Raw genomic sequence first — 12,634 nt, forward strand, 5'->3', positions numbered from 1 at the left:
GACGGTTAAATTCGCTGAATATATGGATCATTCTGTCGTGATTTTAAGATGTGATACCGCTCTACATTTTTCTTCTCCATTCCCGTTAAAAATAGGCCAACGTTTAAGCAGGCTACCATCGCGGCTCGCGCTAACGTCCTGATTTACTTCTGTACCCCTAAAAGAAAGTTAACTGGTAGCGTTTACACCAATTCGGTTTTAACAGCGATAAAACAACTAGCGCCGGAGAGCATCATGCATAAATTCACTAAAGCGTTGGCAGCCATTGGGCTGGCAGCGGTTATGTCACAATCAGCTATCGCCGAGACCATGAAGCTGGGTTTTCTGGTCAAGCAACCCGAGGAGCCGTGGTTCCAGACGGAATGGAAATTTGCCGATAAGGCCGGAAAAGATCTGGGCTTCGAGGTCATCAAAATTGCCGTTCCGGACGGTGAGAAAACCCTCAATGCGATAGACAGCCTTGCGGCAAGCGGCGCGAAAGGTTTTGTTATCTGTACACCGGATCCCAAGCTGGGCTCGGCCATTATGGCAAAAGCACGGGGCTACGGACTGAAAGTGATTGCGGTGGATGACCAGTTCGTCAACGCCAAAGGCAAACCCATGGATAGCGTGCCGTTAGTGATGATGGCGGCGACCAAGATTGGTGAGCGTCAAGGTCAGGAACTCTATAAAGAAATGCAAAAACGCGGCTGGGACGCAAAAGACACGGCGGTGATGGCGATTACGGCGAACGAGCTGGATACCGCCCGTCGTCGTACCGGGGGGTCGATGGATGCGCTAAAAGCCGCAGGATTCCCGGAAAAACAGATCTACCAGGTGCCTACCAAGTCCAATGATATCCCTGGCGCATTCGATGCGGGTAACTCTCTGCTGGTTCAGCACCCGGAAGTGAAACACTGGTTGATTGTCGGCATGAACGACAACACCGTGCTGGGCGGCGTGCGCGCAACCGAAGGACAGGGCTTTAAAGCCGCTGACGTCATCGGTATCGGTATTAACGGTGTGGATGCGGTGAGTGAACTGTCGAAGGCCAACGCAACCGGCTTCTATGGATCTCTGCTGCCAAGCCCGGATATCCACGGTTATAAGAGCAGCCAGATGCTCTACAACTGGGTGAGCAAAGGTCAGGAACCGCCGAAATTCACTGAAGTCACCGACGTGGTGTTAATCACCCGCGACAACTTTAAAGCCGAGCTGGCGAAGAAAGGGTTGATGTAACAGCAGGCTGCTGAGGCAGCACAGGTAAAGTCATTATCGGGCCACAGAGAAAGCAGGGGTTTTACAGCGTTACCCAATGGGGTAACAGGATAAATCCTTAACTGCCGGTGGCCCGAATCATCAACGCCATTTTTTGGAGAAACCATGAACACTGATTCAGCCTTTCTGTCGTTTCATGGCATCAGTAAAACCTTTCCCGGCGTCAAAGCGTTACAGGACATCTCTTTTGAGTGCCACGGTGGTCAGGTGCATGCGCTAATGGGAGAAAACGGTGCCGGTAAATCGACACTGCTTAAAATCCTCAGTGGTAGTTATCTGCCGAGCGGCGGTGAAATTCGTATCAAAGGAAAGCCGGTTAATTTTCAGCACACCACTGACGCGCTGGACGCGGGCGTGGCGATTATCTACCAGGAACTGCATTTAGTCCCCGAAATGAGCGTGGCAGAAAATATTTATCTCGGTCAGTTGCCGCACAAGCGCGGGCTGGTCAACCGAAAACTGCTGCGTTACGAAGCCGGACTGCAACTGAAAAACTTAGGCATGGACGTTGATCCCGACATGCCGCTGAAATACCTGTCTCTGGGGCAATGGCAGATGGTGGAAATTGCCAAAGCGCTGGCGCGCAATGCGCGCATCATCGCGTTTGATGAGCCCACCAGTTCACTGTCTGCACGGGAAATCGATAACCTGTTCCGGGTTATCCGTCAGCTGCGGGCAGAAGGGCGCGTGGTGCTCTACGTTTCGCATCGTATGGAAGAGATCTTTGCCCTCAGCGACGCCATCACCGTTTTTAAAGATGGCCGCTATGTTCGAACCTTTACCGACATGGCCAACACGCATCACGACGATCTGGTTCAGGCGATGGTCGGGCGTAATCTGGGCGACATTTATGGGTATTCGCCGCGTGAAAAAGGCGCCGTGCGGCTCGAACTGCAGAATGTGGAAGCGAAGGGCGTCAGAACGCCGATTTCGCTCAATGTGCACGCGGGCGAAATTGTCGGCTTATTTGGCCTCGTTGGCGCAGGGCGCAGCGAGCTGCTGAAAGGGCTGTTTGGCGCAACGCGACTGCGTGGCGGTCAGGTGCTGCTGGATGGCAAACCGCTGAAGCTCAGTGCCCCAATCGATGCTATCCGTGCTGGCGTGATGCTCTGCCCGGAAGATCGCAAAGCCGAAGGCATCATTCCGGTACATTCGGTCCGCGACAATATCAACATCAGCGCCCGTCGCCATAACCTGACCGCCGGATGCCTGATTAAAAACGGCTGGGAAGCCACGAACGCTGACCGTCATATTCGTTCGCTCAACATCAAAACACCGAGTGCCGATCAGCTGATCATGAACCTCTCTGGCGGCAACCAGCAAAAAGCCATTCTGGGGCGCTGGTTGTCAGAGGAGATGAAAGTGATCCTGCTGGATGAGCCCACGCGCGGCATTGACGTTGGGGCCAAGCACGAAATTTATAACCTGATTTATGCGCTGGCAAACAAGGGCATTGCGGTGCTGTTTGCTTCCAGCGATCTTCCGGAAGTGATGGGCCTTGCTGATCGCATTGTGGTCATGCGTGAAGGGGCTATCGCCGGAGAAATACTGCATGACGAGGCTACGGAGCAGCAGACGCTGAGCCTGGCTATGCCTAAAACGACACAAGCGGCCGCCGTGGCCTGACAGGAGAGTACCGTGACTTCATCCACGACATCTAATACGCCGCCAGCAGCGCCACGCCGTGGTCTGCATTTTGGTCGCATCTGGGACAATTTCGGCATGCTGGTGGTCTTTGCACTGCTGTTTATTGCCTGTGCTGTGTTTGTGCCCAACTTCGGCTCCTTTATCAATATGAAAGGCCTGGGGCTGGCCATGTCGATGTCCGGCATGGTCGCCTGCGGCATGCTGTTCTGTCTGGCATCCGGCGATTTCGATCTCTCGGTTGCCTCCGTTATCGCCTGTGCAGGCGTAGTAACGGCGGTGGTCATTAACATGACCGAAAGCCTGTGGATTGGCGTGGGGGCCGGGCTGCTGCTTGGAATGGCGACCGGCTTTATCAACGGTTTCGTGATTGCACGACTGAAGATTAACGCCCTGATTACGACCCTGGCGACAATGCAGATCGTGCGTGGTCTGGCCTACATTTTCTCCGATGGTAAAGCGGTCGGCATCGAAGACGAGCGCTTCTTTGTGCTGGGCTTCGCCAACTGGCTGGGCGTGCCTGCCCCCATCTGGATCACCCTGGCCACCATGGTGATTTTTGCCTTCCTGCTGAATAAAACCACGTTTGGACGCAACACGCTGGCTATCGGCGGCAATGAAGAAGCCGCGCGACTGGCAGGCGTACCGGTAGTGCGGACTCGTATCATTATTTTTATCCTTTCAGGTCTGGTTTCCGCCGCGGCGGGCATCATTCTGGCGTCCCGTATGACCAGCGGACAGCCGATGACCTCCATCGGTTATGAGCTGGTGGTCATTTCTGCCTGCGTCCTGGGCGGCGTATCCCTTAAGGGCGGAATCGGTAAAATTTCCTACGTGGTGGCGGGCGTGCTTATTCTTGGCACCGTCGAGAATGCGATGAATTTGTTAAATATCTCGCCATTCTCACAGTATGTTGTGCGTGGTTTGATACTGTTAGCCGCGGTGATATTTGACCGCTACAAACAAAAAAATAAAGTCTGATTTGGCGTGAAACCTTCCCGCGGACGCGAAAGGCGTCCGCGGGTGATCACTCAACGACGAAGTGAGGACATTATGTATCACCGTGAATTACCGGCAGAGCAGCAAAATCCCCTGCTGCCCGGATACGCGTTTAATGCCTGGCTGGTGGCGGGGTTAACGCCTATCACCGCGGATGGTCCGCTGGATTTCTTTATCGATCGCCCGCACGGCATGAAGGGCTATATTCTTAACCTGACCATCAAAGGCAAAGGCCGGGTATTCGATGGCGAAAAAGCCTTTGATTGTGAACCCGGTGAAATGCTGCTGTTTCAGCCGAAAACCGCCCACTATTACGGTCGTGCCCCCGACAGCCCGCAGTGGTTTCACCGCTGGGTCTATTTCCGGCCGCGCGCTTACTGGCATGACTGGCTGCGCTGGCAGGATGAGCAGGAAGGTGTAGGGCGCCTGCGGTTGCCCGAATCCCTGCGTGGCGAATTCGATCGCCTGTTTGCCACCATTGAACAAACCCATAACTCCTCACGCCGCTTTGCCGAAGAACTGGCGATGAATTTGCTGGAGCGCCTGTTGCTGCGTGCGGTGGAGGAAGATCCGCGGAATCACCAGCAAATTCGCGATCCGCGCATCATCGAAGCCTGCCAGTATGTGAACAATCATCTCGCCAGCGAGGTGAAAATTGAAGAAGTGGCTCGCCACGTCTGCTTATCGCCTTCGCGGCTGGCGCACCTGTTCCGTGAGCAGATGGGCGTGAATTTGCTTCGCTGGCGTGAAGATCAGCGGGTGATACGGGCCAAGTTGCTGCTGCAGACCACGCAGGAGCCGATTGCCAGCATTGGTCGCGAAGTGGGCTATGACGATCAGCTTTATTTCTCGCGCGTCTTCCGTAAACGTGTGGGCGTCAGCCCCAGTGATTTTCGTCGACGTAATCAGGACGTGCACGATAATTTAGCCAGTCAGCACGCCTGGACGGTCGCCCGCAGCACAGTCTCCTGATTTTAAGGGGAATCCTCCTTGTCCTGACGAGACTATTAGTCTTAAATCAGTCTGGTTAGCGAATAGAGAGGAAAAGGAATGAGCGAGAAACTGCGAGTTGGACTCATTGGATATGGCTTTGCCAGTAAAACATTTCATGCCCCGCTGATTGCGGGAACGCCGGATGTTGAGCTGGCAGCCATTTCCAGCAGCGATGCCAGCAAAGTCAATGCCGACTGGCCCTCCATAAAGGTGGTGGCCGATCCTCAGGCGCTGTTGGACGATCCCACCCTACAACTGATTGTCATCCCCACCCCCAACGATACGCATTTTCCCCTGGCCAAAGCGGCACTGAATGCGGGCAAGCACGTGGTCGTTGATAAGCCCTTTACCGTGACGTTGTCACAGGCGCGCGAGCTGGATGCGCTAGCCAAAGCCAAAGGGTTGTTGCTGTCTGTGTTCCACAACCGCCGCTGGGACAGCGATTTCCTGACGCTAAAAGCCTTACTTGCCGAGGGCGAGCTGGGGGAGGTGCGCTATTTTGAATCGCACTTTGACCGCTTCCGGCTGGAGGTTCGCCAACGCTGGCGTGAAATGAAAGGGCCGGGCAGCGGCATCTGGTTCGATTTAGGCCCGCATCTGTTGGACCAGGCGCTGCAGCTGTTTGGACCACCGGTGGCGATCAATGTGGATTTAGCTGAACTGCGTCCCGGCGCACAAACGACCGACTACTTCCACGCCACGTTAACCTATCCGCAGCGACGCGTGGTACTCCATGCCAGCATGTTAGCGGCGGCAGAGTCACCGCGCTATACGGTTCACGGTACGCGAGGTAGCTACGTGAAATACGGTCTGGACCCGCAGGAAGATCGTCTCAAAGCCGGTGATTTTCCGCCGAGCGAAGAGTGGGGCTACGACATGCGCGATGGCACGCTAACGCAGGTTGAGGGTGATAGCATGACCGAGAAAACCTGCCTGACACAGCCCGGCAACTATCCGGCCTACTATGCGGGGATCCGTGATGCTATTAACGGACGAGGCGCGAACCCGGTCACTGCTGAAGAGGCAATTCAGGTGATGGAGCTGATTGAGCGAGGGCTACAGTCGGCAGAAAAACGCCAGACGTTGTCTTTAAAATAGTCAATACGCAAAAAAAAGGCCGCTGAATCAGCGGCCTTGTTGTTTACTGCACCTTCGCCCGAATGGCCGCTTTTTCCGCCTCATTCAGGAAGGCAATCGTCAGGCCATTTTCCTGGGCCTGTCGCATCTGTGCCTGGCTTAACCCTGCCGCCGGGGCGGCATGCAGGTATTCATGGGCCAGCTCAATGCCTTGTACCGCAGGATCGTCGGTGTTAATCGTAGCCAGAACGCCGTGCTCCAGGAAGACTTTCAGCGGGTGCTGGGCCAGCGAGGACACGGTACTGGTTTGAATATTGGAGGTCAGGCAGGATTCGATGCCGATCGCGTGCTCCGCCAGGTAATCCATCAGCGCGCGATCTTCAATTGCTTTCACGCCGTGACCGATACGTTCAGCGCCTAATTCGCGAATGGCTTGCCAGATGCTTTCCGGGCCTGCTGCTTCACCAGCATGAACCGTAATGCGAAAACCGGCATCACGCGCGCGGGCAAAGTGGCTGAGGAATTGACTCCCCGGCGCACCCAGCTCGTCACCGGCTAAGTCGACGGCGGTGATATGGTCGCGGAAGGCCAGTAAACCGTTGAGCTCATCCAGACAGGCCTGTTCGCCAAACGTACGGCTCATGATGCCGGTTAAACGCACGTCGATATCATGCTGCTGGCATCCGGCTTTTATGCCATCAATGACCGCCTCGACCACGCCTGCAATCGGCAGATTATGGGTCATCGCCATGTAGCCCGGCGAGAAACGCAGCTCGGTGTAATGAATGCCTGCTCTGGCGGCATCTTCCACGTTCTCCCGCGCCACGCGCTGGCAGGCGTCAAGATCGCCCAGCACTTTTACGCCCCAGTCCAGCTTTTGCAGAAAGCTCACCAGATCCGGCTGTGTTTCCGTTACCTGCACATGCGGGCGCAGGGCTTCAAGCGTAGTGGCGGGCAAGGACAGGTTAAACTGGCGGCCTAAATCAAGAATGGTTTGTGCACGGATGTTGCCATCAAGGTGGCGATGAATGTCGGTAAGCGGAAGTTTTGAATCAATCATGGAGTGCACTCGTCCGAGTATCTGTAAAGTGCAGAGCATTATAAAAATATCTTGCGCAACAACGCCAGCAATTTGCGCAACAAGTGAGTCAGGTGCTGATAAATTGCGCAAAGTTGCGTGATGGGCACTGAATGAATTTACCAGCAGCGGCACACCCGCCAGGCATTGGCATAAAAAAGGCGGCCAAAGGCCGCCTGATTCCAGAAGATAACGCTTATTCTGGCATGCCTTCGTTGGTTGGCACGCCCAGCATGTAACGCGACATAAACTGTTCCAGCGTCATTTTGTCGCCGTTCATATTTACCTGGCCGTTAGCATACTGCAGGCTGGTAACGATATTGTTGTCCTGGGTTTGTGTCAGACGGAACATCTGTCCCATCGCTGCCAGGCCTTTGACCTGCTGATCCGCCAGCTTCTGCGCGTCGTCCGCCTGATAGCCCTCAGCCAGGCCAATATGGCGCATGGTTTCGGTTGCCATTGGCATATTCACAGAGAGTTTTAAATCCAGCGTTTTCAGCACGCGATCAACCGATGCGGCCAGCGTCTGCGGCTCGCCCGTTACCGTCGACGGATCGTTAAAATTAACGTTCAGATTAAAGGTGCTTTCGCCTTTATCGTTCTTCCAGCTCAGCGGTGCAACGCTAACGGTAGGCGCACCTTTTAACAGGGTAGGCAGATTATTCAGCAGAATGGCACGAACACCGTTCTGGAAACGAACCGGATCATCTTCCACGCCCGGCTGATTCATCAGCGTGGTCAGCTGTGCGTTGTAGTTGTCAGAGAAGGTTTTTACGCTTTGCGCATCGAACTGAGACAGCTTCATTTTTAATGCGAACTGGCCCAGATTTTGTTTCTGCACTTCCACGCCATCAATTTTATAGTTGATGTCGCCACTGATTTTGCCCGCTTTATTATCAAAAGCAGAATCACCGACCATCTTATTCAGGATCACCGCGTCCTGTCCGTTAACGGCGGCAGCCAGTTTATCCACGCTGATTGACTGATCGCCAATGCGAACGCCTTCGCTGGTCAGGTGCGTATCAGCTTTAAGCTTCAGTCCGTTTAACGTAAACATGACCGGCTGATCGACCTGGTTTTTGCTGGTGATCGCAATACTGTCGATGTCGCTGTCCAGCGAAACTTTATCGCCTTTGTTATCTGCGCTGATATTCACCGTGCCGCCGCTGGTGGCCGCGCGCTGCGCCGTTTGTGCATTTTGATAATCGATGGGCAGAATATTTACCGCGGTATCGGTGCTTCCACTGTATCCCACGCGCGTTTCAGCATTGATAAACGACTGGTTGTTGGTCAGCTCAAACAGTTTTTTTACCGCATCGGTGTTTGCCAGCGTGGTGTGAACAGAGGCCATGCTGGGAATGAGGTTGAATTTTTTCAGCTGGGCAAACGGGAAAGGACCGTGATCGATCTGTTCATTCAGAATGATGCTCTGGCCGGGTTTTAGCAGCGGGTTGTCTTCCGTCTGCGAGCTCGCCTGGATAACCACATTCATTTTACTGCTGAAAATGCCGCGTTGATAATCCTGATAGCTCACTTTAAGACGACTGTTCGGGGCTATCGCCGTTAACTGGGCATTGGCGTTCTGGATCATCTGATCCATATTGCTTTCCAGCTTTTTGCCGGTAAACCATGCCGCACCTGTCCAGACTACGCCCAGAGCAACTACCACACCAACGGCAACTTGAGTCTTTTTCATTGCTGAATCGTCCTTATCCTTGATTTCACCCGCCTGACAGACCGCGCCAAACGGCGGATGAAAAAGCGCCCACAGGCATTTTTAGCTAATAGATTGAAATAATAGCAGTTAAGCGCGGTGACGTCAGCCGTCTCAGCTTAACTCATTAAATACGCGTGCAACACGGCCGTGACCTGCAATGGTCAGAGACGGATCGCTGGCTGCCACGAAACAGGATTCGCCAGGTTTGAGCACCAGCTGCTGCTGACCACAGACGAGCGTCGCCTCGCCTTCAACGCAAAACAGCAACGCAGCGCTGTCCTGATGGACAGAAAGCGGCTCATCAGTAAGCGCATGAATAGAGAACGAAAAATCCTCCACGGGTACGGGGAAATGCAGGCTGTTTTCGTGCTGCTCGGGTTGCGTGAGCAGTTGACTGGCCGGCTTTTCTTTAAATGCAAGGTTAGCCATCAATTCTGGGATATCGATATATTTCGGCGTCAGGCCCGCACGTAACACGTTATCAGAGTTGGCCATGACTTCCAGCGCGACGCCGTGCAGGTAGGCGTGCGGGGTTTCGGCAAACAGGAACATAGCTTCGCCGGGTTGCAGCGTGATCACGTTAAGCAGCAGCGGTGAAAACAGGCCGCTGTCTTGCGGATACACTTCCGCAATGTCGTTAATAGTTTGCCATGGCTCGCCATGATGCTGCTGTGCGGCGGTCATCAGTACGCGCAACGCCTGCGTTTTTTCATCATCCTCAAGGGAAAGCAGGGAGGAAAACAGCTGGGCAAGATTCGCCAAAGTGGGCTGGCGCAGGAACTGGGCGATCTGCGGATGTGCCTCGGCTACCGGCTTCAGCAGCGAAACCATTTCGTTCAGTTCGCGAAAGCCGTTGATGGCTTTGAAGGGCGTCAGCGCATAGACCAGTTCGGGCTTGTGGTTAGCGTCTTTATAATTGCGTTCTGCGGAATTGAGAGGGACTGACGCGGCATTTTCACGCGCAAACCCCTCTTCGGCGGCGCGTTTGCTGGGATGCACCTGAATGGACAGCGGCTGATCGGCACAAAGCACTTTAAACAAAAAAGGCAGCTCACCAAAGCGCTTAGCAACGGCATCGCCCAGCATCTGCTGCGGATTGGCCGCAATCACATCACGTAACGAACGGGGCTTGCCATGTTCTTCCACAGTCGATGGGCTTTTAGGGTGCGCACCCATCCACAATTCAGCCATCGGTAACTGCTTTGGATTGGCTATGCCATACAGCGAGGTTAAAGCGGTTTTACTGCCCCATGCATAATTTTGCAGGGAGTTAATCATTTTTTTCATTTTTTTAATTGCCTTACTGGCGGAAAAAGACTGCGCTTATTAAACCAGAAACCGCCATGGAAAATACATATCCCGCGCAAGAAGGATGCTAAGCTCGGAGGATGTTAAAAAATTGTGTAAGTTTAACCGCGTCAGACAGGGGCTAATCGACAACCGATGACGCTAAGTCTTATCTAAAACTGTGCTAAGGAGAGAATCATGGCAGCCAATCGCGTTGAAAAAGATTCAATGGGGCCAATTGATGTACCGGCTGAGAAACTTTGGGGCGCTCAGACACAGCGCTCACTGGAGCACTTCCGCATCTCGACAGAAAAAATGCCTGTCGCGCTGGTTCATGCGCTGGCAATGACCAAGCGCGCCGCCGCGAGCGTTAACCGGGATCTGGGCTTATTACCGGCCGAGCGGGCGGAAGCGATCGTGAACGCCGCCGATGAGGTGTTAGCGGACAAGCACAGTGACGAATTCCCCCTGGCAATCTGGCAGACCGGTTCAGGTACCCAGACCAACATGAACATGAATGAAGTGTTGGCTAACCGGGCCAGTGAGCTGCTCGGCGGAGAGCGCGGTATGTCGCGCCTCGTGCATCCTAACGACGATGTTAACAAGAGCCAGAGTTCGAATGATGTGTTTCCCACCGCCATGCACGTGGCGGCCGTCATTGCGGTGCGTGAACATCTGATCCCACAGCTGAACGTGCTTAAACAAACGCTGAGCGCCAAATCTGAGGCGTTTAAAGACATCGTTAAAATTGGCCGCACCCATCTCCAGGACGCCACGCCGTTAACACTGGGACAGGAAATCTCGGGCTGGGTTGCCATGCTTGAGCATAACCTCAGGCACATCGAACAGAGCATTCCGCACCTTGGAGAACTGGCGCTGGGTGGAACGGCGGTAGGAACCGGGTTGAATACGCATCCTGAATATGCCGTTCGCGTGGCTAAAGCTCTGGCCGACCTGACCGGACAACCCTTCGTGACCGCGCCCAACAAATTTGAAGCGCTGGCAACCTGCGATGCGCTGGTGCATGCGCACGGCGCACTTAAAGGGCTGGCGGCGTCGTTGATGAAGATTGCCAACGACGTGCGCTGGCTGTCATCGGGCCCACGTTGTGGTATCGGTGAAATCGCTATTCCGGAAAATGAACCGGGCAGCTCCATTATGCCGGGCAAAGTAAATCCAACCCAGTGTGAAGCCCTGACAATGTTGTGCTGCCAGGTGATGGGAAATGATGTAGCGATTAACATGGGCGGTGCGTCAGGCAACTTCGAGCTGAACGTTTATCGTCCGATGATTATTCATAACTTCCTACAATCGGTTCGTTTACTGGCCGACGGCATGGACAGCTTTAACCACCACTGCGCGACCGGTATTGAGCCGGTGCGTGAGCGAATTGAACAGTTACTCAACGAATCGCTTATGCTGGTTACCGCGTTAAATACCCACATCGGTTATGACAAAGCGGCAGAAATTGCCAAGCAGGCTCACAAGCAAGGCTTAACGCTTAAAGCCTCGGCGCTGAAACTGGGTTATCTGACTGAAGACGAGTTTGATGCCTGGGTTCGCCCGGAAGAGATGGTTGGCAGCATGAAGCAGTGAGTCAGGCACGTCAGGGCCTTCACGGCCCTGATATCACACCAGACAATCAACCCATAAGTGCAGCCGGGGGATCAGCAAAGACAGCGGTTCGGCGGCTGGTTTATAGCGATGCGTAATATTGTCGGCATCATAATTCAGCAGCTCACCCAACTGCGGCACCTGGCTGCGGTCGCGGCACAGCACCAGAATCGGTGACGGGCAGGCCAGCTGGGTTTGCTTTTTCTCTTCTGCGCGCCAGATACGCGCAATAGGCTGCACTTTCACTGGGCGTTTAATCTTGAGACGTGCTGAGGCGGGCAGGGCGCGGACATCTGCCAGCTCCTGTTGAACCTTTTCTGCCCACTGTTCTCGTGTCCAGGGCGCCTGGGCGCGGCCTGCTTTCAGGCTTCTTTCCAGTTGGGCAACGATCTCTTCCCGTTTCACGTTTTTAATCACCTGCTTATTGGCCCAGCCAAAACGTACACTTTCCGGTGCCGGGATCGCAGTGATGGTCCGGTAGGCATTCAGGGTGATTAGCCCTCGCAAATGCTGATGGACAAACTCAAAGCGGGCTTCAGAGGGCAGGCCGGACTCCACCGTAATCAGGTGCTCCAGTCGGGCTTTAAGGTGATTGATTCCCGCGATGCGCTCAGTGAGCTCCGTTTCTTCCTGTTCGCTGCACGCAAGACAAAGCGCACCTGGCAAGCGCACGGCGGCTTTAGTACTGAGCTTTTCCGACTGATGTTGCATAAACAGCCGGCAGTAGTGATTCATGGCCATGTCTCGCGCCTGAATGCCAAGCAGCTGCTCAACGGCAAGTTGCGTCACAGGATCGTGCTCATGACCTTTTTCGACGGGCGGTAAACGAAAGACCCGGGCAATCAATAGCGGTAGCGACTCAATCTGCTGCCGCAAGGCACCTAACGCCTGCTCAAGATCTTTTACGCATTGCTGCATATCAGTCACTAAATCGTAGCGCGCCATTCTGTTCTCCATAGTTACAACAT

At 54.2% G+C, this 12,634-nt stretch carries 10 protein-coding genes; 6 read left to right on the forward strand and 4 right to left on the reverse strand.

Annotated elements, in window-relative coordinates:
- The first annotated feature begins 234 nt into the window (after positions 1-234).
- From EL29_RS06720 to EL29_RS06740, 5 genes are all read left to right on the forward strand, one after another.
- The gene (locus tag EL29_RS06720; protein WP_013025702.1) at positions 235-1,218 is read left to right on the forward strand and encodes an arabinose ABC transporter substrate-binding protein; all 984 of its coding nucleotides are present in this window, start codon (positions 235-237) and stop codon (positions 1,216-1,218) included.
- Between the two features lie 144 nt (positions 1,219-1,362).
- Positions 1,363-2,883 carry an L-arabinose ABC transporter ATP-binding protein AraG gene (gene araG / locus EL29_RS06725; RefSeq protein WP_024471580.1) on the forward strand — a complete coding sequence of 507 codons (1,521 nt, stop codon included), beginning with the start codon at positions 1,363-1,365 and terminating at the stop codon, positions 2,881-2,883.
- A gap of 12 nt (positions 2,884-2,895) precedes the next feature.
- A complete protein-coding gene (araH, locus tag EL29_RS06730; RefSeq protein ID WP_013025704.1) occupies positions 2,896-3,882 on the forward strand; it encodes an L-arabinose ABC transporter permease AraH in 987 nt (328 codons plus the stop codon).
- 72 nt (positions 3,883-3,954) lie between these two features.
- Positions 3,955-4,872, forward strand: a complete 918-nt coding sequence (araC, locus tag EL29_RS06735) for an arabinose operon transcriptional regulator AraC (protein ID WP_014593654.1) — start codon at positions 3,955-3,957, stop codon at positions 4,870-4,872.
- A gap of 78 nt (positions 4,873-4,950) precedes the next feature.
- Entirely contained in the window at positions 4,951-5,991 is a 1,041-nt protein-coding gene (locus EL29_RS06740) for an oxidoreductase (protein WP_014593655.1), read from the forward strand.
- A 43-nt stretch (positions 5,992-6,034) separates the two neighbouring features.
- Here EL29_RS06740 and add read toward each other — a convergent pair whose 3' ends face one another.
- From add to manA, 3 genes are all read right to left on the reverse strand, one after another.
- Entirely contained in the window at positions 6,035-7,030 is a 996-nt protein-coding gene (gene add, locus EL29_RS06745) for an adenosine deaminase (protein ID WP_028715104.1), read from the reverse strand.
- Positions 7,031-7,244: 214 nt separating this feature from the next.
- Positions 7,245-8,744, reverse strand: a complete 1,500-nt coding sequence (locus EL29_RS06750; RefSeq protein ID WP_028715105.1) for a YdgA family protein — start codon at positions 8,742-8,744, stop codon at positions 7,245-7,247.
- Between the two features lie 132 nt (positions 8,745-8,876).
- Complete coding sequence (gene manA / locus EL29_RS06755) at positions 8,877-10,052, reverse strand: mannose-6-phosphate isomerase (RefSeq protein ID WP_028715106.1); 1,176 nt, start codon at positions 10,050-10,052, stop codon at positions 8,877-8,879.
- A 198-nt stretch (positions 10,053-10,250) separates the two neighbouring features.
- Between manA and fumC the strand changes: the two genes are divergently transcribed.
- Positions 10,251-11,648: a class II fumarate hydratase gene (gene fumC / locus EL29_RS06760; RefSeq protein WP_013025710.1), complete on the forward strand. Its 1,398-nt coding sequence runs from the start codon at positions 10,251-10,253 to the stop codon at positions 11,646-11,648.
- A gap of 33 nt (positions 11,649-11,681) precedes the next feature.
- Here the strand turns inward: fumC and tus are convergent, their stop codons facing one another.
- Positions 11,682-12,611: a DNA replication terminus site-binding protein gene (gene tus / locus EL29_RS06765; RefSeq protein ID WP_014605891.1), complete on the reverse strand. Its 930-nt coding sequence runs from the start codon at positions 12,609-12,611 to the stop codon at positions 11,682-11,684.
- Positions 12,612-12,634 lie beyond the last annotated feature (23 nt).

The organism is Pantoea ananatis LMG 2665 (assembly GCF_000710035.2).
Lineage (GTDB): Bacteria > Pseudomonadota > Gammaproteobacteria > Enterobacterales > Enterobacteriaceae > Pantoea > Pantoea ananatis.